28 protein-coding genes and 1 tRNA gene are annotated in these 24,282 nt (G+C 58.9%); 23 read left to right on the top strand and 6 right to left on the bottom strand.

All coding sequences use genetic code 11. From position 1 onward, the window contains the following. Nucleotides 1–12: 12 nt before the first annotated feature. The 5 genes from ADN00_RS01455 to ADN00_RS01435 form a co-directional block, all read right to left on the bottom strand. Complete coding sequence (locus tag ADN00_RS01455) at nt 13–1,257, bottom strand: TrmH family RNA methyltransferase (protein ID WP_075061180.1); 1,245 nt, start codon at nt 1,255–1,257, stop codon at nt 13–15. Between the two features lie 467 nt (nt 1,258–1,724). Beyond that, a complete protein-coding gene (locus tag ADN00_RS01450) occupies nt 1,725–4,223 on the bottom strand; it encodes an ATP-dependent Clp protease ATP-binding subunit (RefSeq protein WP_075061179.1) in 2,499 nt (832 codons plus the stop codon). A gap of 199 nt (nt 4,224–4,422) precedes the next feature. After that, nucleotides 4,423–5,895 (bottom strand): hypothetical protein, encoded by a 1,473-nt coding sequence (locus tag ADN00_RS01445; protein ID WP_075061178.1) that lies wholly within the window; start codon nt 5,893–5,895, stop codon nt 4,423–4,425. A gap of 9 nt (nt 5,896–5,904) precedes the next feature. Continuing rightward, complete coding sequence (locus ADN00_RS01440; RefSeq protein WP_075061177.1) at nt 5,905–6,954, bottom strand: M42 family metallopeptidase; 1,050 nt, start codon at nt 6,952–6,954, stop codon at nt 5,905–5,907. Nucleotides 6,955–6,982: 28 nt separating this feature from the next. Further along, entirely contained in the window at nt 6,983–7,408 is a 426-nt protein-coding gene (locus ADN00_RS01435; protein WP_075061176.1) for an acyl-CoA thioesterase, read from the bottom strand. Between the two features lie 259 nt (nt 7,409–7,667). On the opposite strand from ADN00_RS01435, the gene ADN00_RS01430 reads away from it, so the two are divergent. From ADN00_RS01430 to ADN00_RS01330, 22 genes are all read left to right on the top strand, one after another. Next, the gene (locus ADN00_RS01430) at nt 7,668–8,069 is read left to right on the top strand and encodes an RrF2 family transcriptional regulator (protein ID WP_075061175.1); all 402 of its coding nucleotides are present in this window, start codon (nt 7,668–7,670) and stop codon (nt 8,067–8,069) included. 47 nt (nt 8,070–8,116) lie between these two features. After that, a complete protein-coding gene (locus ADN00_RS01425; RefSeq protein WP_075061174.1) occupies nt 8,117–8,350 on the top strand; it encodes a hypothetical protein in 234 nt (77 codons plus the stop codon). A 205-nt stretch (nt 8,351–8,555) separates the two neighbouring features. Beyond that, nucleotides 8,556–9,797 (top strand): MFS transporter, encoded by a 1,242-nt coding sequence (locus ADN00_RS01420; RefSeq protein ID WP_075061173.1) that lies wholly within the window; start codon nt 8,556–8,558, stop codon nt 9,795–9,797. 11 nt (nt 9,798–9,808) lie between these two features. Continuing rightward, complete coding sequence (gene hutI, locus ADN00_RS01415) at nt 9,809–11,071, top strand: imidazolonepropionase (protein ID WP_075061172.1); 1,263 nt, start codon at nt 9,809–9,811, stop codon at nt 11,069–11,071. A 20-nt stretch (nt 11,072–11,091) separates the two neighbouring features. Beyond that, the gene (locus tag ADN00_RS01410) at nt 11,092–11,727 is read left to right on the top strand and encodes an HD domain-containing protein (protein ID WP_075061171.1); all 636 of its coding nucleotides are present in this window, start codon (nt 11,092–11,094) and stop codon (nt 11,725–11,727) included. A 74-nt stretch (nt 11,728–11,801) separates the two neighbouring features. Continuing rightward, the gene (locus ADN00_RS01405) at nt 11,802–12,452 is read left to right on the top strand and encodes a response regulator (protein WP_075061170.1); all 651 of its coding nucleotides are present in this window, start codon (nt 11,802–11,804) and stop codon (nt 12,450–12,452) included. A 114-nt stretch (nt 12,453–12,566) separates the two neighbouring features. Beyond that, nucleotides 12,567–13,358, top strand: coding sequence for an inositol monophosphatase family protein (locus ADN00_RS01400; protein ID WP_075061169.1), 792 nt, complete (start codon nt 12,567–12,569; stop codon nt 13,356–13,358). Between the two features lie 218 nt (nt 13,359–13,576). After that, nucleotides 13,577–14,257: a TIGR00266 family protein gene (locus ADN00_RS01395; RefSeq protein WP_075061168.1), complete on the top strand. Its 681-nt coding sequence runs from the start codon at nt 13,577–13,579 to the stop codon at nt 14,255–14,257. 146 nt (nt 14,258–14,403) lie between these two features. Next, nucleotides 14,404–15,591, top strand: coding sequence for an MFS transporter (locus ADN00_RS01390; protein ID WP_075061167.1), 1,188 nt, complete (start codon nt 14,404–14,406; stop codon nt 15,589–15,591). Between the two features lie 68 nt (nt 15,592–15,659). Then, nucleotides 15,660–16,061 (top strand): hypothetical protein, encoded by a 402-nt coding sequence (locus tag ADN00_RS19460; protein WP_082389788.1) that lies wholly within the window; start codon nt 15,660–15,662, stop codon nt 16,059–16,061. An 18-nt stretch (nt 16,062–16,079) separates the two neighbouring features. Beyond that, entirely contained in the window at nt 16,080–16,652 is a 573-nt protein-coding gene (locus ADN00_RS19455; RefSeq protein WP_082389787.1) for a tocopherol cyclase family protein, read from the top strand. Between the two features lie 14 nt (nt 16,653–16,666). Next, nucleotides 16,667–17,377 (top strand): GNAT family N-acetyltransferase, encoded by a 711-nt coding sequence (locus tag ADN00_RS01380; protein ID WP_152966214.1) that lies wholly within the window; start codon nt 16,667–16,669, stop codon nt 17,375–17,377. Nucleotide 17,378: 1 nt separating this feature from the next. Then, nucleotides 17,379–17,834: a large-conductance mechanosensitive channel protein MscL gene (mscL, locus tag ADN00_RS01375; protein ID WP_075061165.1), complete on the top strand. Its 456-nt coding sequence runs from the start codon at nt 17,379–17,381 to the stop codon at nt 17,832–17,834. A gap of 9 nt (nt 17,835–17,843) precedes the next feature. Then, nucleotides 17,844–18,638, top strand: a complete 795-nt coding sequence (locus tag ADN00_RS01370; protein ID WP_075061164.1) for a GNAT family N-acetyltransferase — start codon at nt 17,844–17,846, stop codon at nt 18,636–18,638. 66 nt (nt 18,639–18,704) lie between these two features. Then, the gene (locus ADN00_RS01365; RefSeq protein ID WP_075061163.1) at nt 18,705–19,388 is read left to right on the top strand and encodes a histidine phosphatase family protein; all 684 of its coding nucleotides are present in this window, start codon (nt 18,705–18,707) and stop codon (nt 19,386–19,388) included. A gap of 119 nt (nt 19,389–19,507) precedes the next feature. Then, entirely contained in the window at nt 19,508–19,912 is a 405-nt protein-coding gene (locus tag ADN00_RS01360) for a DUF4332 domain-containing protein (protein WP_075061244.1), read from the top strand. Between the two features lie 9 nt (nt 19,913–19,921). Then, nucleotides 19,922–20,125 carry a hypothetical protein gene (locus ADN00_RS01355; RefSeq protein ID WP_075061162.1) on the top strand — a complete coding sequence of 68 codons (204 nt, stop codon included), beginning with the start codon at nt 19,922–19,924 and terminating at the stop codon, nt 20,123–20,125. A 121-nt stretch (nt 20,126–20,246) separates the two neighbouring features. Next, a complete protein-coding gene (locus ADN00_RS01350) occupies nt 20,247–20,618 on the top strand; it encodes a hypothetical protein (protein WP_075061161.1) in 372 nt (123 codons plus the stop codon). A gap of 92 nt (nt 20,619–20,710) precedes the next feature. Continuing rightward, entirely contained in the window at nt 20,711–20,998 is a 288-nt protein-coding gene (locus tag ADN00_RS01345; protein WP_075061160.1) for a DUF427 domain-containing protein, read from the top strand. Between the two features lie 21 nt (nt 20,999–21,019). Next, a complete protein-coding gene (locus tag ADN00_RS01340) occupies nt 21,020–21,382 on the top strand; it encodes a DUF952 domain-containing protein (protein ID WP_075061159.1) in 363 nt (120 codons plus the stop codon). A gap of 60 nt (nt 21,383–21,442) precedes the next feature. After that, entirely contained in the window at nt 21,443–21,931 is a 489-nt protein-coding gene (locus ADN00_RS01335) for a peptidylprolyl isomerase (RefSeq protein ID WP_075061243.1), read from the top strand. Between the two features lie 78 nt (nt 21,932–22,009). Continuing rightward, a complete protein-coding gene (locus tag ADN00_RS01330) occupies nt 22,010–22,717 on the top strand; it encodes a glycosyltransferase family 2 protein (RefSeq protein ID WP_075061158.1) in 708 nt (235 codons plus the stop codon). Between the two features lie 65 nt (nt 22,718–22,782). On the opposite strand, the gene ADN00_RS01325 is transcribed toward ADN00_RS01330, so the two are convergent. After that, nucleotides 22,783–22,864 (bottom strand) — tRNA-Leu (locus tag ADN00_RS01325). Nucleotides 22,865–22,919: 55 nt separating this feature from the next. On the opposite strand from ADN00_RS01325, the gene ychF reads away from it, so the two are divergent. Next, a complete protein-coding gene (gene ychF, locus ADN00_RS01320; RefSeq protein WP_075061157.1) occupies nt 22,920–23,990 on the top strand; it encodes a redox-regulated ATPase YchF in 1,071 nt (356 codons plus the stop codon). Nucleotides 23,991–24,282 lie beyond the last annotated feature (292 nt).

Here is a 24,282-nt window from a genome sequence, read left to right as displayed (position 1 = left end):
GTTGGGCTATTCCTACAATTTTGGCAGAGAGTCGCTGGCTTCCGCAAGAATATGGGTGCAGTTGGTTTGAATGCGGCGCAGATACTCCATCAGCGCGCCGCGCTCGGCTTCCGAGAAGCCCTCCAGAATCTCTTCCTGGCTGCGTTCCACCACGCCCCACAGTTGGGCCAGGGTGGTTTCGCCTTTTTCAGTCAGCCGCAGCCCTTCTTCAGATTGCGCCACCAGCCCTTCGGTTTGCAGCGGGGCGATTAATGCTTGCAATTCTTCCCCAAAGTGAGCGGTATCGCGGGCCACCTGGTCGCTCGTCATGCTGCCATCGCATTTCATCACCATCAGCAAAATCACCTGGGTACTGTTGAGCGGGGTCACTTCGCGCAGGCGCGCGTCCAGGGCCAGCTGCACATGCTTGCCGGTGACGTTTAGCTCACGTCCCAGGGTCGAACGGATTAAGTTGATTAACATAGCCATCACCAATTTCCATTTCAATTCATAAATACTGATGCCAGCCGCCACCCCCACGTTGAGCGACTCGACCTGGCGCGACATAGGGATTTGCACCACCATGTCCGCGTTTTCGACCCACAACGGGTCAATTCCGCGCGTCTCATTACCCACCACCAGCGCCACCGGGCGCGGCTGCAACCGCGCGGCCGATTGCAGACTCGGCGCGTAGGGGCTGGTGGCCACAATCTGATACCCGGCCGCCTTAAGCGCGGCAATTGACTCGCTCACCGAGGCGTAGGGTGTCAGCAACGTGCGGAAAACCGTGCCGCGCGAGGCATCCACCATTTTGCGGTAGAATAAATCCAGTTCGCCGGTGGTGGAAACCACCTCGCGCACACCAAACGCCTGGGCGGTGCGTAAAATGGTGCCGATATTGCCATGGTCGCGCACATCGTCCAGCACCAGCACAAAATCACCCCGCGGGCGGTGGCGGAGGTTCTCCGCCGGGATGCGCGCCACCCCGATCAACGGGATGAGGTAGTTCGTGTCGCTGATTTTCTTAAGAATGCCCTCTGAAGCGTGGCAAACCTGGCAGCCTTTCTGCTGCAGGTCAGACAAGAGGGGCAGGTCTGCCTGGCTGGCGGCGCAGAACACCCGCTCCACCATCCAGCCGCTGTGCAGCGCCCAGGCCAGAGCTTGTTCGCCTTCCAGCAGGCATTTGCCCGCTGCCCTGCGCCCGGCGGCGCTGGCCAGCTCGCGCGCTTCGATCACACGCGGGTCTTTAATCGTATGAATTTCTTCCAATTTGTTCATTGAAGTGATTCCACCTGGCTGGCAGGGTGTTCATCCGCAAGGCCAACCGCCTAATCCATAGTTCCTCTATTTTAACCGTCAACAGGAAATCCAGGGATATGAACGCCCAGAATGGTCAGGCTGTGTGGCCGCTGCTTACGGACCCCACCCCAAGCCCTCCCCAAAATGCGTTTCCCTGCATTTTAGGGAAAGAGGTTGGGAAGAATGGGATTTCTCTTGTAGGGCGTTGTTGAGGGCGGATCAACTGGTATTAAGGCAAAGCCATCTTGTAACCGCCCGAAACCCGCCGTTAGCTTAATGGTGGGTTTCGGGCGGGTGGTTACGCCGGTTTACTTTTGAATGGGCTGTCCTGCCCTGCTCCCACCCTACCGCTGCTCAATGCCGGTAATTTGCGGGCGGATGGCCGACACCGCTCAATAAAAAAAACCGGGGCGGAAACGCCCCGGCTGATGGGTATGATGTGCGCCTTACGCGCTGACCGGCGCTTCAGGCTCTTGCGCGGGCTGTTCCTTGGAGAGGATCACCGCGCCGTCTTCGTTCAGGTCGACCAGAATGCTGTCGCCCGATTCGAATTCATGCGCCAGCAGGGCGTCAGAGAGCGGGTCTTCCACCTTCTGCTGGATCACACGCCGCAGCGGGCGCGCGCCCATATCGGGGTCGTAGCCTTCTTCGGCCAGCAGATCGAGCGCGGCTTCGCTGGCGTGCAGCTTGATCTCGTGCTCTTGCAGGCGGCGGGATACTTTATCCAGCTCAATGTTGACGATCTTGCGGATGTCTTCTTTATTGAGCGAGCGGAAGACCACCACGCCGTCCAGGCGGTTGAGGAACTCCGGCCGGAAGACCTTTTTGAGCGAGTCGAGCAGCTTTTTGCGCATATCGTCGTAGGCGATTTTCTCTTCCACCGATTCGTCGCGCTGCAGCTTGAAGCCGAACATGGTCTGGCGTTTGATATCTTCCGCGCCAATATTGGAGGTCATCACAATGATGGTGTTGCGGAAGTCCACTTTGTGGCCCTTGGCGTCCGAGAGCTGGCCTTCTTCCATGATTTGCAGCAGCATGTTGTGCGCCTCGGGGTGGGCTTTTTCAATTTCGTCAAAGACCACAATCGAGTACGGGCGGCGGCGGATAGCCTCGGTGAGCTGCCCGGCGTCTTCGTAGCCAACGTATCCGGGAGGTGCGCCCACCAGGCGGCTGACGCTGTGGCGTTCCATGAACTCCGACATATCCAGTTGGATGACCGACTCTTCGCTGCCGAAGAGGAAGCCCGCCAACGCTTTGGTCAGTTCGGTTTTGCCCACGCCGGTAGGTCCGAGGAAGATGAAGGAACCAATCGGGCGGTGCGGGTCTTTGAGACCCGAACGTCCGCGGCGCACGGCCTTGGAGATGACCTGTATGGCTTCTTCCTGGCCAATGATGTGATTGTGCAGTTCCTCTTCCATCTTGAGCAGGCGCGCTGATTCTTCTTGCGCCATCTGCATCACCGGCACGCCGGTCCACATTGAAACCACTTCGGCGATGTCTTCGGCGGTTACCAGCGGGCTGTTGTCGCGGTCCCACTGGCTGCGAATGCGGTCGATTTGCTCTTCGAGCATTTCAATGCGTTCCTGCAGCACCTCAGTCTCTTCTGAGTTGGTGTTTTCTTCGGCGGCGGCGCGGCGCTGGCGCAGTTCGCGCAGCTCAGCGACCATTTTCTTGCTTTCCTGAGCGGCCGGGCTTTTGTACATGCGCACGCGCGAAGAGGCCTCGTCCACCAGGTCGATGGCTTTGTCGGGCAGGAAGCGGTCAGTCACATAGCGCGAGGAAAGCCGCGCAGCCGATTCGAGGGCTTCGTCTGAGATATTGAGATGATGATGCTCTTCGTACGCGCTGCGGATGCCGCGCAGAATTTCAATGGTTTCGTCCACCGAGGGTTCTTCCACGATGATGGGCTGGAAGCGACGCTCAAGGGCCGCGTCGCTTTCGATGTGCTTGCGGTATTCGTCCATAGTGGTGGCGCCGATCACCTGCAGCTCGCCGCGCGAGAGGGCAGGCTTGAGAATATTGGCAGCGTCAACCGAGGAACCGGCCGCGCCCGCGCCCACCAGCATGTGCACTTCGTCAATAAACAGAATCGCGCCCGAGGCTTTCAGCTCGTCGATGACGCGTTTGAGTCGCTCTTCAAACTGGCCGCGGTACATGGTGCCGGCGATCAGCGATCCTACGTCGAGCTGCAGTACCTGCTTGTCGAGCAGCAGAGCGGGCACATCGCCGTCGATAATGCGCTGGGTAAGCCCTTCCACAATGGCAGTTTTGCCCACGCCCGGCTGCCCGATGAGGGCCGGGTTGTTTTTGGTGCGGCGCGCCAGAATTTGAATGACGCGCTCAATTTCCATCTGCCGCCCAATTACCGGGTCGAGTTTGCCTTCTTCCGCTTTGGCGGTCAGGTCGGTTGCCAGCTGGTCGATGAGCGGGGTTTTGGCTTTATCTTTTTCTTTCTCCTTGCGCGGCTGGCGCGGGGTAGAGCCGCTGGTCGCCGGTGTGGATGAGCTGCTCTCTTGCAGCACGCGCCGGGTCTGCCGGCGAATTTGCTCGGGTGTAACGCCCAGCTTGCGCAGGGTGTTCATCGCCTGGCCGTCTTCAGAGCGGATCAGGCCCAACAGCAGATGCTCGGTGCCGATGTAGTGATGCCCCATGCGGCGGGCCTCGTCAATGGCGAATTCCAGCACCTGCTGAACGCCGGCTGAAAGGTCAATTTTGCCGCCGCGGTACTCGCCCTGTGGGCTGAGGCGCTCAACCATTTCGCGCACGCGATCCATTTCCAGGCCCAATTCTCGTAGAACCCGCCCGGCAACGCCCCCTTCTTCTTGAATCAACCCGAGCAGGAGATGTTCGGTGTCGATGCGCTCCTGGCGCATCCGCTCAGCTTCCTGGTGAGCCAGGCTGAGAACGCGCCGCGCGCGTTGTGTGAATCTTTCCATTCCTGCCATGATATTTACCTCCGATTGCACCAGTCCCAGGTTTTATACTGCCCAGGAATCAACAATAAATCAAATTGTAAGGAACGCCGGGCGCATGCCAGGCTTCGTCACCTGTTATTCTGGTGTCTCTACTTTGATTCTACCAGAGTTTAGCGCGCTTCGAGCAAAGGATTAACTTGTTTGTACAGCGATTTGAATAAGAAATACATTAACCTTTTCCCCCTCGGGCTTCGCGCCGCGCCATGACCAGCAAGAAGATCAGGGTCAGCAGCGAAAGCGCCGCGCCAACCGCCACCATGGTGATATAAGGCGGGTCGGGTCGGTTGGCTACAATCTTGATATCCAGATCCACAGGTGTAACGTCAAATGGCAGGTAGGCGTTATCCACCTGCCATACCTTGAGATGCTGCCATAAATCGTGGGCGATCATCAGCAACCCGCCCAACAGCCCCAACCGTTCCAGCCAGCCCGGGCGGCGCTGGTTGAGCCAGTGCTGCATTTCCAGAGCGGCCAATACCATCAGCAGCGCCGCCGGCACAATGAGCATGCGGATGCTGGCGCGCTCGCCAGAGAGCAGGGGAATGGGAATGTAGCGCACCACGCGGTAGATGCGTCCCAGCGAGAAGAGCGTCAGCACCACAATGGGCAGCCAAAAAGCCGGGTAGCCGTGCTGGCTGTCGCGCCGGCGCGCCCACAAGTAGAGGCCAAAAACGCCCACCCATAGCGCCCCCGCCAGGCCAATGTACAGGTTATATTCCCACCAGGCCAGGTCGCTGAGCATGCTTTGCACCGTGAAGGATTCGGCCGGAAATTTGAAACTGACCATCGACATGAGCATGTCCCAGGCGGTGGGGTAGCCGCCCAGGTAGTCCTGATCAAATTTACCCAGCAGCAGAACGGGCGGCAAAATGCGCACCAGGCTGAGCAGGCAAGAGAACACCAGGGCCTTCAGGGCGGGAATAAAGCACTCGCGGGCGGTAAGCCCCAGCAGGCCAAGAAGCATCAGCGACCAGACGAACTGGTGAAACGAGCCCTGCAAATACATCAAGAGCAGCAGCCCGGCGGTTTTGGCCACCCACTTCCAGGAGTAGTCGCCTTCTAAAAACTGGAAGGCCAGCAGAAACAACCAGGGGAAGAGCAGGTAGCCGCCCCAGGTGATGTGCCCCACGCTGTAGTGCGCTAAAATGTGCCCGTTGAAGTTAAAAAGCAGGAACAGGCCGGTAAAGGCCGCCAGCGAGAGGTTAAACTTCTTGCGCAGCGCCAGCAGGCCCAGCGCGCCCAGGGTATACAAAATGAGGGTGTGCACCAGGAAGAAAGGCCCCACCTCCATGAAGCGCAGCAGCAGAATATCGGGCGAGAGCAGCACGTCGGGCAAGCACATGAAACGGTCGGTTACCTCGCGCAGGGCAGAGGCATCCGGCATGTGCAGGGGCAGTACACCCAACATCATGGCGTCTTTGAGGAATGCGGTGCGCGGGGCGTTGATTTCGGCCCAGTCCAGCCAATCGAAGGGGATTTTCCCCCAGTTGAGAAAGCGCCCCCAGGCGTACACGCCCAGGGCATATAAGCCGGCCAGCCACACCCCTCCCAGCCAGGCGTGTTTTTTCTCGGTTTCCCGGTAAAACAACGCGGCCAACAGGTCATCCAGCAGGCGCAGCAGTTGGGATATTTTTTCGTTCATGGGCGTGGGCTATTCCGCGAGCAGGTAGGCTAAAACCCAGCGGGTGGTATCGGCCAGGGCGTCTGTGTGGGTGCGCTCGTAGTGATGCGAAGCGTCTACCCCCGGGCCAATCAGCGCCACGGCCAGGTCGTGCCCGGCGCGCCAGGCAGCCGAGCCGTCCGAGGCGTAGTAGGGGTAAATGTCCGGGCGGATATCGATGCCGTGCTGCTGCGCGATCTGGCGCAGGCGGCTGCTGAGACCGTGGTGATACGGGCCGCTCGAATCTTTCAGGCACAGGGTGGCGTGGTACTCGTCGGAATTCTGGCCTTCGCCGATGGCGGCCATGTCGATCACCACCAGCTCGGCGGTGTCGGCGGGCAGCCCGGCGGAACCGCCGTGCCCCACCTCTTCAAAGTTGGAGAATAGCAGATAGGTGGTTTGGCGCGGTTGAAGATTGGCCGCGACCAGGGCTTTCACGGCGGCCACCATGCAGGCCACGCCCGATTTATCGTCTAAAAAGCGGGAACGGATGAAGCCGTTATGCTGCGACACCCGCGGGTCGAAGGCCACAAAGTCGCCCACCTGAATGCCCAGGGCGGCGGTTTCTTCGCGGCTCTGGGTGCGCGCGTCCAGGCGCATTTCCATGCTGTGCGGCCCGCGCTCGGTGGTGGTAACCTCGCTGCCGTAGACGTGCGCCGCGGCTTTAACCGGCACCAGCGAGCCGGGAATTTGCGCCCCCGACTGGGTGAAAACCGTGCAGTCCTCGGCTTCCACGCCGTTCCAGCTCAACCCGCCCACGTTGGTCAGCTCCAGCCGCCCGCTGGCTTTGATCTCTTTAACCATCGCGCCCAGGGTGTCTACATGCGCGCTGAGGGCGCGCGGAGCGTCTGCGCGCTCGCCGGGCAGGGTTACCAGCAGGCTGCCTTTGCGGGTGAGGCGGGCTTGCACGCCGGGCAGCGGCGCCAACTCAGCGCGCACGCGCTCAATGCCCAGGTGGGCAAAGCCAGTAGGGCTGGGGGTGCGCAGCAGGTCGGTCAGAAAGGCGAGCAGGTCATCCAGGTTGATGGTCGGCAGGGGCATGGGAATCTCCTTGGTGTGAGCGCTTTTCTCAGGACAGGGTCTGTCCTTCGTAGTCCAGAATGGCCTGCCGCCAGCTTTCCTTAATCGGCATGCTCTGGCGGGTGTGATAGTTGTAAGCCACCATTACCGTCTCGGCGCGGGCCAACTCTTCGCCGGTATCGCTGTCGGCGATCAGGTAGTCGAAGCGCAGGCTTTTGTTGCCCAGTTTACCCGTGCGCATGCGCACTTCAATCGTCTGCGTCAGGTGAATGGGCGCCAGGTAGGCCACGTGGATATCGGCGACGATGAAGGGCACTTCAAAGAAGTCTTTTCCGTCAAAAATGCCCAGCTCTACCAGGTAAGCAAAACGCGCCTGTTCAATGAAGGTGAGAAAACGCGCGTTGTTGACATGCCATTGGGGGTCCAGATCCCCGTAGCGAACTTGCAGAGGGTAAACGAATTTGTATTCTTCCATAGCCAGGATTCTACCACAGGCGGGGGGCTGGCAAGATGCTTAACTCTAATTCGGACAAAGCAGCTTGAATTTGGTTAAATTTGGAAGTATAATTTAGTCAAATTGGATAGGAATTGCATATTCAGGGCGATTCATCAGTATTGCGGGGTGATCTCTATCACTTGTGGTATTTTTCTGGTAAGTTTAGACTAATATCCAGAGAAAAATTACCCACTTTACAGAAGTAATCACAAATTTATCCATCACGAGGTATAAGGAAATGCAAATCACAAGACAGGCCGACTATGCCTTGCGGGCCATGCTGTATCTTTCTGAGCTTGAGCCCAATCAACGTGCGGCAACCAGCCAAATAGCCGAAAATAAGAATATTCCGCCCAGTTTCCTGGCCAAGATTATATCTCAGCTTTCAATTGCTGGTTTGATTCACACTTCGCGCGGCGCGCGCGGCGGTGTCTCTCTGGCGCGCCCGGCTGCGGAAATCTCCGTTCTGGAAGTGGTGGAAGCCATTGATGGCCCGCTGTCGCTCAACGAGTGCACGCTGAATAAAGGCGCCTGCCCCTTCGGCTCGAAGTGCCCCATGCGGCCAGTCTGGTGCGATGCTCAGGAAGAATTGGTTCATCGCCTGTCTCAGACCACATTTGCCCAGGTGATCAACCTTTAACCGGCAGCTCTCATCCGCCGGTATCATCAGAGAATAAGGGGGTGTGAATGTCTCACGGCTTGTCTATCGACCGCCAGTGGGTATTGGTTTTGTCGGGCGGTGAGATTGTGGTGGATTGGGGGGATGACCGCTTTCAGGATGTGCGCGAAGGAGGCTTTCTGGAGAGGCATGCGGTGGCGGGCGCGGTGGTTGCGCCAGACGCGCAGCTGGAATCCTTAAAACAGGCGGGCATCGTTTCGGCGTACAATCAACGCCAGGTCTACTTCACCTACCTGCCGTAGCAACCGCGCGGCCGCTAAAAATTGCTTTTTGCGATAACCTTCCCTTTCCGGGGAGGTTATTTTTTTGTCATTCTCGCCAGGCTTTGTTCCATAGAAAGTCCGTCTGCAAGTTGCTCTGATGAAGAGAACCAGTTGATTTGCGCGCGCCAATTCAAGGTACAATCAGTAGAAATCTTTTCCCCTCTCAACACAGTGGTATTGCTGTATGAGTCACTCCCCTTTTGATCCTGTTTCCGCTTCGTCAATCACCGCGCGCCGTCCGGTCAGCCTGGCCGGTCAGGTAACCCTGTTTGGGCTCAGCCGTTTTGTGTTCAACATCAGCCTGCGCATGGTGTACCCATTCCTTGCGTTCTTCGCGCGCGGCCTGGGAGTAGACCTGTACGCCATCTCTTCGGTGATCACCTACCGCTCGCTGGGCGGCATTCTGACGCCGTTCATCACCCCCATTGCTGACCGTTACGGGCGTAAAACCGGTATGCTGCTGGGGGTTGGCCTGTTTGTGCTGGGCTCGCTGGCGATTCTGATTTGGCCGGTGTACCCGGTGTTTGTGCTGACGCTGTGCCTGCACTCGCTGGGTGTTTTCATCTTCGCTCCGTCCATCCAGGCCTATATCTCCGATCACGTCCCCTACTTTCAGCGCGGGCGCGTGCTGGCGCTGGTCGAGATCAGTTGGGCAGCCAGCTTTTTCGCTGGTATTCCGCTGGTGGGGCTGCTGTTCGAAACCTACGGCTGGTTTGCCGTCTTTCCCATTCTGGCGGTGTTAAGCATCATCGTCTTTGTGGTGGTGCTCTCGGTGGTGCCAGCCGACGCGCCGGATGGCGCGCGCGGGCAGGCAGCCAGTCTGCTGGATGGGGCGCGCCAGATTGTGGCGTCGAAAGCGGCTGTGGCGGCGCTATTGATGGGTCTCTTGTACAATATCGCCAACGACGTGTTTGGCGTGGTGTTTGGTGTGTGGCTGGAGGATTCCTTTGGCTTGAAAATTGCCGCGCTGGGGGCGGCTTCGGCGGTGATTGGGATTGCCGAACTGGGCGGCGAGTCGCTGACTGCCGGTTGGGTAGACCGGATTGGCAAGCAGCGCGCCATTTTCATTGGCCTGACGGCCAACTGCCTGGTCTCGCTGGCACTGCCCTTCTTGGGGCGTTCACTGCCGGGCGCGCTGGTGGGTCTGTTTCTCTTCTACATCAGCTACGAGATTACGGTTGTCAGCAGCATGCCCATTGTGACCGAAATTGTGCCGGGCGCGCGCGCCACCATGCTGGGGTTGAACGTGGCCGCGCTCTCCGCCGGGCGCGGGGTGGGCGCGTTCCTTTCGGCGCGTCTGTTTACTTCGTTTGGCATTTGGGCCAATTTGCTGGCCGCTCTGCTCTTTGATGTGCTGGCCATCGCGGCCCTTTCTCAAATTCGAATGGACGCTCACGGACAGCAAACCGGCGAGAAACCCGTGTAAGGAGGTGTGAAATGCTCATCCATTCCGCATCACAGTTGGTTACGCTGGCCGGCGGCCCGCGCCGCGGAGCCGATATGAACCGCCTGGAAATTATCGCCGATGGAGCCATGTTAATGGAAGCGGGTCGCATCGCCGCTGTGGGCGAAAGCGCCGCGCTGCTGGCGCGCTACCCGCGCGCCGAGCGCCTGGACGCGCGCGGGCGGGTGGTGATGCCCGGCCTGGTAGACCCGCACACCCACCTGGTGTGGGCCGGCGACCGCGCGGCCGAATTTGAAATGCGCCTGCAGGGCAAGTCTTATATGGAAATTATGGCCGCCGGAGGCGGGATCGCCGCCACGGTGCGCGCCACGCGCCAGGCCAGCCGCGATGAATTACTGGCGCAAACCCGCCAGCGGGCCCGGCGCATGCTGGCCCACGGTACCACCACCGTTGAAGCCAAAACCGGCTACGGCCTGGACCTGGCCTCGGAGCTGGCGCAGTTGGAAGTGCTGTTGGCGCTGGATGAGGAGGGTCCGCTGGAGATTGCGCCTACCTTTATGGGCGCGCACGCCGTGGCGCCGGAGTTCAACGGCGACGCGCAGGCCTTCACCGACCACATCTGCGCGGTGATGCTGCCTGCTGTGCGCGATTGGTGGCAGCAAAATGCCGCCGCGCGCGCCCTGCCCTTTGTGGACGTGTTCAGCGAGAAGGGTGTGTTTGACCTGGAGCAGACGCGCCAGATTCTGCTGGCGGCGCGCGCGCTGGGTTTTCCGCTTAAGCTGCATGTGGACGAGTTTGAAAACATCGGCGCGGCCAGCCTGGCGGCTGAGCTGGGCGCGGTCTCGGCCGATCACCTGGTGAAAACCTCGCCGCGCGATATCGAAGCCCTGGCGCGCTCTGATACGGTGGCGGTGTCGCTGCCCTGTACGCCGTTTGGCCTGGGACAGCATGAGTACACCCCCGCGCAGCAGATCATCGCTGCTGGCGGGATGTTGGCCCTGGCCACCGACCTGAATCCCGGCCCGGCCTGGTGCGAGAATATGCAGTTTGTGCTCGCCCTGGCCTGCCGCGCTATGCGCTTGACCCCCGCCGAAGCGCTTTGCGCCGCCACCATCAACGCCGCGGCCGCCGTGCGGCGCGATGGGCTGGTTGGCTCGCTGGAAGCAGGCAAACAGGCCGACGCGCTGGTGCTGCAAAGCGGCGATTTTCGCGACCTGGCCTACCGCTTTGGCGTTAACCAGGTGCAAACGGTGATTAAAAAAGGCGAAGTGGTTTACAACGCGCCCATCATTTGATTGGAAGGAAACCAGACAACATGCCCACCCTGGAACAAGCCCGCCAATGGTACCAGAGCGCCGAATCGGTGCATAACTTTGACCATGTGCTGCGCGTTTACCGCACCGCCGAGCGCCTGGCGCAGGCAGAAAATGCCGACCTGGAGATTGTACGCGCCGCGGCCTTGCTGCACGACGTGGCCGACAGCGCGGCCGGCAGCCAGCAGCGCAAAGAGCATCACATTGCCTCAGCCGAATTTGCCGCCGGTGTGCTGGCCGAAGAAGGCTGGCCGCCTGAGCGCATCGCGGCGGTGCAGCACTGCATTCGCGCGCACCGCTTTCGCCATAACGGCGATGAGCCGCAGACGGTGGAAGCTAAAGTGCTCTTCGATGCCGACAAGCTGGATGTGCTGGGCGCGATTGGCGTGGTGCGTGTGGTGGCTTACGCCACCCTGGCCGGGCAGCCCATCTACGCTGAGCCTTCGGCGCGCTTTTTAGCCAGCGGAGAAAAAGAACCCGGCGAGCCGCACAGCGCCTATCATGAGCATCTCTTCAAGCTGGTTAAAATCAAAGAGCGCCTCTTCACCCACGCCGCGAAAAAGCTGGCTGAAGAGCGCGACGCCTATATCCGCGCCTTTTTTGAGCGGCTGATCGCTGAATCAAACGGTGAGTTGTAAAATGCGCGGACTGCTTGCAAAACTGTAAATACACATAGTTGAAATCCGTGTCTCAAAGCGGTTAAAATCAAAGTATGAATGTGCAATTTGGCCCGATCCTGGTGGTGGAAGACACCCCGCACCTGCTTGAACTGCTGGAAGTAACCCTGCGATTTAAGGGCTACCCGGTGATCACCGCGCGGGACGGCGAAGAAGCACTGGCTATCATGGAGAATGAGCACCCCTCGCTGGTGATTACCGATATCCTCATGCCCAAAATGGACGGGTACGCGCTGGCCTTCAATTTACGCAAAGACCCGCGCACCAGCCGCATTCCCATCATTTTCATCTCGGCCACCTACCTTACCCAAGACGATAAAAATTTTGCCCTGCAGTTGGGTGGGGTGCGCTTCATTGAAAAGCCGATTGACACCGAAGATTTTCTGCTCACCGTGGCCGAGATTCTCACCCAGGGGCCAGGCAGCCAACTGGATCCCATGCCGGCGCGTGATTTTTATGTGGGCTACCGCGAGCGGCTGGAGAATAAACTGGCGCACAAGAATACCCAGATCCAGCGCACCGAGCGCTTGCTCAAAACCCTGCCCGATCACCAGCGCCCGGCGTTTGAGGCCCTGCTCAAACAGGTGATTGATGACCGTGATAAAATTCAGTCCGAGTTGGAACGACTGTACCAGACTCTGGAAGAGCTGCGCAGCGCGGGAAAAACTTCACAGCAGAACGATTAGTGTCTCCGCGAATACCGGCACGCACCCGGTCCGCACGCCAGCGGGCCGGTTTTTGTTGCGCGCGGCACGTTGCCAGCCGGTAAATTAATGGAATGAAAGCGAACGAACAGCAAGATGACACAACCACAACTACTCGATTTGAAAATTCTGGCGCGCCAGGCCGGCGCGATTCTGCGCGAGGGCTTTGGCCGCCAGCACCAGGTTGACTATAAAAGCTTGACCGATATTGTTACCGAAATTGACCGGCAGTCGGAAGAATTTTTGACCGGCCAGGTCTTAAGCCGCTTCCCCGGCGACACCATTCAGGGTGAAGAGGGCGGGCTGACCCAGGGCGAAAACGGGCGCGTGTGGCATATCGACCCGCTGGACGGTACGGTGAATTACGCTCACGGTGTGCCGATCTTTTCAGTGTCGCTGGCCTGCGCCTGGGACGGCGCGGTGCAGTTGGGCGTGGTCTACGACCCCATGCGCGACGAGATGTTCAGCGCGCGGCGCGGCCAGGGCGCGTGGCTGAACGACGCGCCCATCCACGTTTCGCAAACGGAGGAACTGGTCAGCGCGCTGCTGGTTACGGGCTTCCCTTACACCATCCGCGAGCAGGAAGCCACCAACCTCGACCACTTTACCCATTTTTGCATGCGCGCGCGCTCGGTGCGCCGCCTGGGGTCGGCGGCCCTGGACCTGTGTTATGTAGCCGCCGGGCGACTGGATGGCTACTGGGAAATCGGCATCCATTCCTGGGACGTGGCCGCCGGCGGCTTGATTGTGGAAGAGGCCGGCGGGCGCGTTACCACCCTGCGCGGTGACGAAGCCTATTTCAAACCGCCCTACGACCTGGCCTGCGCCAACCCGCGCTTGCAGCCGCAGATGCTGGATGTGCTGCGCCTGGGCCTGACCCGCTCGTAAGTGAAGAACCGGCCAACTGGCATTGCGGTTTTTCCAGGCCTGCCTGAACAAACCAGTACGCCTCCACAATCCCATAAGTGCTCCTTATTTTTTGTATCCACAAAAAATGGTTTTGACGCAATTGCTTTGAAACCGCTTTCCACAATGGGATAACTCGCTGTACAATAAATCAACAGCACATTTTTACACATTGTGGGTCTTAATACAGGAGGAACCGTATGCAGTACAAAATTGACGGCACTGTTTTGCAGGCATTGGAAGTGCATCTCACACAGGGCGAAGCCATGTTCACCGAATCGGGCGGCATGTCTTGGATGAGCGACGGCATTGAAATGGCCACCAATACGCGCGGCGGTCTGATGGCTGGTTTGGGACGCGCCCTGGCGGGTGAATCGTTATTTATGACCACTTACACCTGTACCGCGCCGCAGGCTTTTATGGTGTTTACTCCTGAAGCGCCTGGCAAGGTAATCGATATCAAACTTGAGGCTGGCCAGAGTCTGATCGCGCAGAAAGACGCCTTTATGTGCGCGGAAAACACTGTGCAGATGGAAATGCATTTCCGCAAAAAACTGGGCGCCGGCTTTTTCGGCGGCGAGGGCTTCATTCTGCAAAAGGTAACTGGCCCCGGAACCGTGTTCTTTGAAATCCCCGGTGAGGTGAAAGGTTACACCCTCAAAGCCGGCCAGCGCATTAAAGTAGACCCCGGGCATATCGCCATGTTTGAGCCGACCGTGCAGTACGACATCCAGATGGTCAAGGGAATTACCAATATTATGTTCAGCGGTGAAGGCCTCTTCCTGGCCACCCTCACCGGCCCGGGGCGGGTGTGGATGCAAACCATGCCGATTGCCAACCTGGCCAGCAAGATCGCCCGTTACATCCCCAGCAAGGGTTAACCGCTGAATTAACGGAAGAAAAAACAAAATCTAAACGCATTAAATGGCCGCCAGAGAGGAATTCCACCCTCTCTGGCGCTAGTTTTTATTAGGGTGCTGCATCTGGTACAATAGCCAATAATTACCCCTGGCCAAAGTGAGACCGCATGGAAGAAATCCGTTCCGCAGTTCCAGAGAAGACAACCGAAGAATTGTTTCAGGCTGCAAATGTCAGCGCCTTTGCCAGCGCGCACGCCATGCACGACACTTTTCCGGCCTTTTTACCCAGCCTGGCGCCGCTGCTGATCGAAAAGTTCAGTCTCAGCAACACCCAGGTTGGGTTGTTTACTGCCTGCTTGCGTCTGCCTTCCATGCTGCAACCGCTGCTGGGGCATCTTTCAGACCGGCGCGACCTGCGCTGGATCGCCATTCTGACGCCAGCTTTGACTGCCACGGCTATGAGCCTGCTGGGAATCGCCCCTGGTTACACGGCTATTCTGGTGCTGCTGCTGGTGGCAGGGTTAAGTTCGGCAGCTTTTCATTCGGTGGCGCCAGCCATGGCCGGTCAAGTCTCGGGCAGCCAGTTGGGCCGCGGCATGAGCTACTGGATGGTGAGTGGAGAGTTGGGCCGTACGTTGGGTCCATTGATTGCCGTTGGCGCGATAAGCTGGTTGACTCTGCCCGGGTTACCCTTCACCATGCTGATGGGCTGGGCCGCCTCCTTCATCCTATATTTTCGCTTGCGCGCCATCCCAATGAACGCAATGCAAGCTTCAGAAGGGTTGCCGTGGCGCGGCGCGCTGCGCCAAATGAAGCCGGTGCTTCTGCCGTTGATCGGTCTCATGGTGATGCGCTCCATGCTGGAAAACGCGATGGCCATATATTTGCCGGTGTATCTCACGCAGAAGGGCGCTTCGCTGTGGCTGGCAGGGGCTTCTTTAACCATCTATGAGGCCGCCGGTCTGTTTGGCGCGCTGCTGGGCGGGTCGCTCAGTGACCGGCTGGGGCGCAAAAAGATGATTATGTTTTCCATTATGACCGCACCCTTGCTGACCGGCGCGTTTGTGCTGGCGCCATCTGCCGCGCGGCTTCCGCTGCTGCTGTTGATGGGCTTCAGTATTTTGTGTGTCAACCCGCCAATGATGGCCCTCATCCAAGAAAGCGCGCCCCAAAACCGCGCATTTTCTCTGGGTGTTTTTTTGGGTTTTAATTTTTTGATTGGATCTCTGGCTTCCATTGTGGCTGGCGCGTTGGGAGATACCTTTGGCCTGACGGCTGCCTTCGCGAGCAGCGCCGGCCTGTATCTATTGGGAGCGCCAATGGTGCTGTTCTTACCCCGCACCCCGAAACGTTAATCTCTGGCCTTGCAATGCGCGCATGATTCTGGCATGATCAGAAAATCAGAAGACAGAAAGAGCCAGCCATGCCTTCCATTTATTCCATTCTTCATCCCGAAATCTACCACGGCCATACGGCGCAACCCCCGTTCTTTGAGGGCTGGTATTTTAAGCTGGTCAATCGCGAAGAAGACCAACGCTGGGTGGTCATCCCCGGTGTGTTTTTAGGCAAAAACCACGCGGATTCGCATGCCTTTATTCAGGTGCTTGATGGTCAAAGCGGGCGGGTGAATTACCTGCCCTTCCCGCTGGAAGAATTTTCCGCGGCGAAAGACCACTTTGAAGTGCAAATTGGCCCCAACCGCTTTACCAGCCAACAGGTTGAGTTGCAAATCATCCGCGAAGAAATGGAACTGATCGGGCAGGTGCAATTTGAAACCCCGCGCCCCTGGCCGGTGCGCCTGCTCTCACCGGGGGTGATGGGCTAGTACGCCTGGGTGCCGGGGATGGAATGCTATCACGGTGTGTTGAGCTTCTACCATTCCCTGCAGGGCCGCCTGCGCATCAACGCCGAAACGATGGATTTCAGCGGCGGGACGGGCTACATGGAAAAAGACTGGGGGCGGGCGTTTCCCTCGGCCTGGGTGTGGATGCAGACCCATCATTTTGACAGCCCCAACACCTGTCTCACCGCGTCCATTGCCGTCATCCCCTGGCAGCGGCGGTCTTTTGCCGGGATGATCATCGGCCTGGAGCGCGAAGGCCGCCTGCACCGTTTTGCCACCTACACCGGCGCGCGGGTGGAAGTGTTTCGCGCGCTAGAGCATGAACTGCTGTGGGTGGTGCGCGGCGGCGGTCTGCGCCTGGAGATGCGCGCCGAGCGTACTCAGGGCGGGCTGCTGCAGGCCCCCACGCCCGAGGGAATGGGGCGGCGCATCGCCGAAACCCTCACTTCGCGGGTGGAAGTGCGCCTTTCGGGGCCGGGCGGAAAAACATGGTTCCATGAAATCGGGCGCAACGCCGGCCTCGAAGCGGTGGGTGATCTGGACGCCCTGCGCGCGCTCATCGGGCTCACTTAAAGGAAGGTGAATCATTGTCGAACACATTGCGCATGGTCAGCGGCGCAGACCTGGACCCGCGTGCCCTGAACGCGGCGCGGCTGCAGGTCTGGCCGGAGGAAGAAAACAGCGCGGACTGTATTGCCAGCGTGCTGCGTTTGGAGAGCCACCACAGCGCTGCCTTTGTGGAAGACGGGCGGGTGGCCGCCTTTGTGGATGGTTTTCTCACGTACTCCGGCGAGGGCGTGCCGCGCTGGGAGGTGGATTTACTGGGCACCCTGGCCGATTATCGCGGGCAGGGGCTGGCGCGCCGCTTGATTGAAGACAACCTGCGCGCCGGCTGGCAGCGCGGGGCGTCTTTCTCGCGCGCGCTGATTCAACTCGAGAACCACGCCAGCCAGCGCGCCTTCGCGGCCTGTGGGTTTGCCCCGGCTGATGGGGTTGTGCGTTTGTGGGTCTGCTCGCGGCCGCTGAGTGAGCCCGCGCCCCTGCCGCCCGGCCAGCACCTGGTGCCGGTGGAGACCTTTAATTACCGCGGCGTGTGGCTGGAAGGCAAATTGAGCGCGCAGGGGCTGCGCGCCGCGCGCGCCTGGTTGCCGCAAGGCGGCGGGCAAATCTGCGGGGTGCTGATGCCGCGCGAGCGCGAAGACCTGCACCAGGCCGCGCAAAACGAGGGCTACGCGTGGGTGAACGATTACCAATGGTGGCTGCTCAGCCGTTTGGAGCAGGGACGGAAGGAGGAATAAAATGTGGGCTGAACTCAAAAAATTCTTGCTGCGCGGTAACGTGGTCGATTTGGCGGTGGGCGTGATCATCGGCGGTGCGTTTGGCGGAATCGTCAACTCCCTGGTCAACGACGTGATTATGCCGCCCGTGGGCCTGTTGCTGGGCAAAGTGGATTTTAAGGACCTTTACCTGCTGCTGAAAAGCGGCGAGCCGGCCGCTCCCTATGCCACCCTGGCCGACGCCCAGGAAGCCGGGGCAGTAACGCTGAATTACGGGGTGTTTCTCAACAGCGTGATCAGCTTTCTGATTGTGGGGCTGGCTGTTTTTCTGCTGGTGCGGGCGGTGAACCACCTGGTGGAGAAAGAAGAACCCGCCGCCCCGGCCGAACCCAGCGAGAAAACCTGCCCGTTCTGTGCCACCGCCATCCCAGTGGAAGCAGTGCGCTGTCCGCATTGCACTTCGGACCTCTCGGAATAAAGGATTTTTATGAAGCTGGAAGAACTTCGCGAAATTTTTGACCACCAACAGCGCGTGGACGTGGATTACCCCGACATTCAGCGCGAGGACGGTCCGCTAACGGTGCGGCACATCAACCTGCGGCCCGCCGAGCGCGGCTTTGTGATCTACTCACGGTTGGACGAGTCGAATGCGGACGCGGCCATTGAAGCCGAGATCGCCCGCTTTCGCGCCGCCGGGCAGGATTTCACCTGGAAGGTATACGATCACGACACCCCGCCCGACCTGAAAGCGCGCCTCACCACGCGCGGATTTTCCGCCCAGGAGCTGGAAGCGGTGCTGGTGCTGGACATGGACAGCGCCCCGCCCGCGTTTTTCCACCCGCCCGCCCAGACGGCCCGCCGCCTGAGCGACCCTGAGGCTGTTCTGGCGGCTTTTGAAGCGGTGGAAGTGCCGGTGTGGCAAGACGAGGGCATGCGCGAGTTGGGCGCGCTGCTGGTGGATGAGATGCTGGCCAACCCGCAAGAATTGAGTTTTTTTGCCGTGTACGCGCAAGAGCAGCCGGTCAGCCTGGCGTGGATTCGCTACCATCCCGGCACGCAGTTTGCCAGCCTGTGGGGCGGCTCTACCCTGGAGGCGTACCGCGGCCAGGGCGCGTACCAGGCTCTGCTGGCGGCGCGCGCGATCGAGGCGCGCCAGCGCGGGGCGCGCTTTCTGACGGTGGATGCCAGCCCGATGAGCGAGCCGATTCTGCTGCGGCGCGGGTTTCAACCCATCTCGCGCGCCCAGGATTTTGAATACACCTTTGAAGCCGGCCCGGTTTGAAAAGGGTGATTGGCTTCGGGTATAATGCGGGCAGCTTATCGGACGGATTAAAGGAAACCCATTGTGATGAACCGCGTATTTCTGGTGCGGCACGGTGAAAACCCGGCCAATATTACCAAGCAACTCTCCAGCCGCCATGTGGACTATTCGCTGACCGAGAAGGGCCGCGCCCAGGCGCGCCAGACCGGGCAGTACTTTGCCAGTCTGCCTTACCCGATTGACGAAGTCTACGCTTCGCCGCTCAAACGCGCCCATGAAACCGCGCTGTTGATCGCCCAGCCGTTCGGCCTGCCGGTCACGGTGATGGACAACTTCCGCGAGGTGGACGTGGGCCGCCTGGAAGAGCCGCCCACCACCATGGCCAAATGGGAATTTCACAACCAGATTGTCGAGCAGTGGTTCACCGGCCACCCGGAAGCGCGCTTCCCAGGGGGCGACGATTATCACTCGCTGTGGAGGCGTATGCGCGCCGGTTTACTTCAGGTGCTGCGCGGCAAAGACAACCGCGCCATCGTGATTGTGGGCCACGGCGGTATTTTCTCGTTCACCCTGAAAGACCTTTGCCCGGCGGCCGATATGAACGTGGTCTTCTCCATTGGTAACGCCAACTGCTCGGTTTCGGAATTTGAAATGACCGCGCGCGGCGATGACTTGCGCGCCAACCTGGTTCGCTGGGCCGATTATTCACACCTGAACGGCGAAGCGGCGGTGCTGGTCAATCCGCTGCCGGCGGAAGGCGAATTGGAATAACTCCTTGCCGCATGCTTGTTTTCTTTTTAACTGGTTTTAATGCTAGAATGGATTAAGGAAAATAATCAGAAACTGTAACAGTGCGTACTGGTTTCAATCAGAATATTTCGGAGGAAAAAATGGCAAAACTGGAATATGTGGAAGGCATTGGCGAAACCTATGCCGATAAGCTGCGCGCAGCCGGCGTAACGACAACCGATAAATTATTGGAAATGGGCAGCACCCCCAAAGGGCGCGAAGAGATCGCGCAAAAAGCAGGAATCCCTGAGAAATTAATCCTCGAATGGGTCAACGCGGTGGATCTGTTCCGTATCAATGGGGTGGGCCAGGAATACGCTGACCTGCTGGAAGAAGCTGGTGTGGATACGGTTCCCGAGCTGGCGCAGCGCAAGCCCGAGAATCTGTACGCCAAGATGGTGGAAGTCAACACTGCCAAGAAACTGGTGCGCGCCATGCCCACCGAGGCCCAGGTGGCCGACTGGGTGGCGCAGGCCAAACAGCTTCCGCGCATTGTTAAATACTAGGAGACCGGCATGGATGAACTGGTCAAGCTGCTGGTGAAGAAAACGGGCATTTCCGAAGAGATGGCCCGTAAAGTGGTGCCAGTTGTGCTGAACTACCTGAAAGACCGGCTGCCAGCGCCTTTGAGCAGTCAGCTAGACGGTGTGCTCGACGACGGTGAGATCGGTCTGGACGATCTGGCCAAAGGGTTGGGCGGACTGTTAGGAAAAAAGTAAATCCATTCAAGAGCCTGCGTGAGCAGGCTCTTATTTTCTCAACGGAAAAAACCGTTCAAAGCGATCAACAAAAACGCAGGAGGAAACCACCCATAAGGAAAAAAGCAAACAGGAGTGAAGAATGAAACAAGTGAACTGGATTGAAATTACACGCTGGTCGGCGCGCCTGGTGAGTGTGTTGCTGCTGGTTCTGACGCTGGTGATCTTCTTTGGCGAAGGGCTGCCCGCCTTTGCCGCTCTCACCGCGACCGAGATATTGATGATGCTCTTTTTTGGGTTAATGGCGGCCGGGCTGGTGTGGGCCTGGTGGCATCCCATAGCGGGCGGAGCGCTGACCCTGCTGGCTTTCCTCTTTTTTGCCGGGGTGAACCTGGTGAGCAGCGGCAGTCTGCCGGGCGGTTGGGTTTTTCCGCTTTTCCCGTTGAACGGCGCGCTGCATCTGGTCTACGGCTTTCAACTCTACTGCTGCCGGCGTTTTGAGAACCAGCCTTAAAAACAAGTTTTCCTTTGGCAGGTAACCTGCCCGGCATGAGCTGCATCTCTCTTTTATCACTGCATCATTAAATTGCTGGAAGGAGAATCACGATGAAAGCCGTATTCAACGGTACAATTATTGCTGAGAGTGAACAAACCCAGGTGGTGGAAGGCAACCATTATTTTCCGCCCGCGTCGCTGAAGATGGAATACTTTCTCCCCTCTGACCGCCACACTACCTGCCCGTGGAAAGGCGAGGCCAGTTATTACCACATCCGCGTGGGAAACGTGGAAAAGCAAAACGCGGCCTGGAGCTACCCGCAGCCCAAAGAGGCTGCCCGGCAGATCAGTGGATATGTGGCTTTTTATCCCCACCTGGTGCAGGTGGTAGAAGATTAAAGGAAAACCATTAAAAGCAGCATGAATACAGATCCCATTTACCATATTACAACTCGTTCAGATTGGCGCAAGGCGCGCTCTTCCATGCTTTATCACCCCTCCAGCCTGGAGAGCGAGGGCTTTATCCACTGCTCGGCGCTCAACCAGGTGTGCTCGTCGGCGCGCCGTCATTTTTACGGGCAAACCGGGCTGGTGCTGCTGGAAATTGATCCCACTGTGAGCGGGATGAAGGTGCAATGGGAAAACACCACCGGTGGTGAAGAACTCTTCCCGCATCTCTACGGCCCGCTGCCGGTGCGCGCGGTGCTGCGTGTGTACGACTTCCCCCCCAACCCCGATGGCAACTTCTCCCTGCCGGCAGGCCTGCCAGCGCGCGGCGATTAATCCGCCGGTTTTTACGTTATAATCGGATTGGTTTTTCACCCCTAACAGAAGGATTACATGATGAACGCGAAACAATGGAAGACTCCCCCCGCCATGCAAATTGACCCGGCTAAAACCTACCGGGTAACGATGAAGACCAACAAAGGCACGATTGAGCTGGACCTGTACCCGGAGCACGCGCCTAAAACGGTCAACAATTTTGTGTTTTTAGTCAAAGAAGGCTTTTACGACGGTGTAACCTTTCACCGCGTGATCAACAATTTTGTCATTCAGGGCGGCGACCCAACCGGCACCGGCATGGGCGGCCCTGGCTACCGCTTTGAAGACGAACTGGTAGGCAACCCCCTCAAGCATGAGACGGGTGTAATGTCGATGGCCAATGCCGGGCCCAACACCAACGGCAGCCAGTTTTTCATCACCCATTCGCCGCAGCCGCACCTCAACGGCAAGCACACCGTCTTTGGGCGGGTGGTGAATGGCATGGACGTGGTCAATGCCATCAAACAGGGCGACCGCATGCTGGAAGTGACTGCCAGCGAAGTGGAATAGCCCCATCTTTTAGAAACACCGGCCGGCTCGCTTTGGCAGAGCTGGCCTTTTTATGCCTATTGGCGCAACAGGTGACCTTTGAACGCTGATCGCTCAACGAACATTTTGGCACTCATCCCGGCCTACAACGAAGGCGCGGCGGTGCGCGCTGTGGCCGAACAAAGCGCGGCCTGCTTGCCGGTGCTGGTGGTGGACGACGGCTCGAGCGACGATACGCTGCTGCATGCGCGCGCCTCGGGGGTAGAGGTGCTGGAGCAAAACCCCAACCAGGGCAAGGGCGCGGCCCTGCGCGCCGGGTTTCGCCTGGCGCTGGAGCGCGGTTATGAAGCCGTGCTCACCCTGGACGCCGACGGCCAGCACGACCCGCAGGAGATTCCCGCGTTTATGCGGGCTTACACCGATGAAACGCCCGATCTGATCATCGGCGCGCGCGATTTCAGCCAGATGCCCCCCGCGCGGCGGCTGGGCAACAGCCTGGGGCGCGGCTTGTTCTCTTGGGCAGTGGGCGCGCAGATCCCCGATAACCAGTCGGGCTACCGCCTGATCTCGCGGCGGCTGATGGAAAAGCTGCTCAGCAGCCAGCAGCAGGGCTACGAGTTTGAGGTGGAGATGATTGCGGTGTGCGTGCGCGAGGGTATGCGCCTGGCCTGGGTGCCGATTCGCACTATTTACGGCGCGGAGAAGAGCCACATCCAGCCGATCAAACACATCATCCGCTTCTTTGATCTGGTGCTGCGCGTGCGGCGTCAGCGCCGCGCCTGGGAGGCGCTGAAGCGCGCCGCCTGACCCCGGCGCTGGGGTTAAACTCAAACCACCCTCCGAAATTGGAGGGTGGCTTATGTTATAATCAGTGCCGAAGGTGGGAATCGAACCCACATACCCGAAGGTACGCGATTTTGAGTCGCGCGCGTCTGCCAGTTCCGCCACTTCGGCAATTGCACGCTTAGTATATCCAATCTTTGCAGAAGGGTCAAGGTATTTCTTTAACATGCGACTAGGAATTTTTGGACTGCCCCAATCGGGCAAAACCACGTTATTCAACGCCCTGACGGGCAGCTCTACCCCCACGCTGCCGGTTTCCGGCAAGATTGAAGTGCACACTGCCGTGGTGGACGTGCCTGATCCGCGCGTTGACCGGCTTTCGGGCATGTTTAACCCTAAGAAGACCATCTATGCCAAAGTAACCTATGCCGATATCGCCGGTCTGGACGGTTCCGCGGGCCGCTCGGGCATCTCCGGGCAGTTGCTTAACCATCTGACGCAAATGGACGGCTTTATTCATGTGGTGCGCTGCTTTGAAGACGAAAACGTGCCCCACCAGGCGGGCAGCGTGAATCCGCAGCGCGACCTGGAGACGATGGATAGCGAGTTCATCCTCAACGACCTGATCGCCGTGGAACGCAAGCTGGAGCGCCTGACCGATGAGCGGCGCAAGGGCGGCGGGCGCGACAAGGGCCTCATCGAGCGCGACATTGAGCTATTCAACCGCATGCACGCCGCGCTGAGCGAAGAAACCCCGCTGCGCGACATTGAGATCAGCGAGGAAGAGGCTAAAACGCTTTCCGGGTTTGGGCTGCTCAGCCAGAAGCCGGTGTTGGTGGTCTTCAACCTGTCCGAAGGGCAGACCGCGCCGCAGATTGCCTACGAGCACCAGCGCAGCATGGTGGTGGCCTTGCAGGGCAAGTTGGAAATGGACATTGCCCAACTTCCACCCGAAGACCGTGAAATGTTCATGGCCGAGTACAACATCGAAGAACCCAGCCTTAACCGCATGATCCGCCTGTCGTATGACCTGTTGGGCTTGCAGTCTTTCTTCACCGTGGGGCCAGACGAAGTGCGCGCCTGGACGGTGGAGCGCGGCGCGACCGCGCCGGTGGCCGCCGGGGTGATCCACACCGATTTGCAGAAGGGTTTTATCCGCGCCGAGGTGGTAGCCTATGACGACCTGGTAGAGCTGGGCGGGTTGACTGAGTGCAAAGGCAAAGGCAAGCTGCGCCTGGAAGGTAAAGAGTATATTGTCAAAGACGGGGATGTGTTAAACATCCGCTTTAACATCTGACCCTTGCCCCAATCCAATTTCTCAAGCGCGTGGAGCCGTTCTGGTCCACGCGCTTTTGCATGCGGGGTTTTTCCGTAGGGTGCGGACGGCGTTCATTCGACCGAAAATTACGGGGATCTAAATCCCTTCCACCCCTCGGGTGGTCCCCCGGCCTTCCCCGGTAAGTGGAATGGTGCAAAAAAGTGGACACAAAAAATGTCCTGATCGGGTAAAACTAAAGAAATGGAGATCAGGCATGGAAAAGAGAAATTACCGAGAATACCCACCAGAGTTCAAAATGAACGCGCTGGAA

It is taken from the genome of Ornatilinea apprima (assembly GCF_001306115.1).
Taxonomy (GTDB): domain Bacteria; phylum Chloroflexota; class Anaerolineae; order Anaerolineales; family Anaerolineaceae; genus Ornatilinea; species Ornatilinea apprima.
The sequence above is the reverse complement of the archived record's forward strand: the minus strand, read 5'-3'. Positions and strand labels throughout refer to the sequence as shown.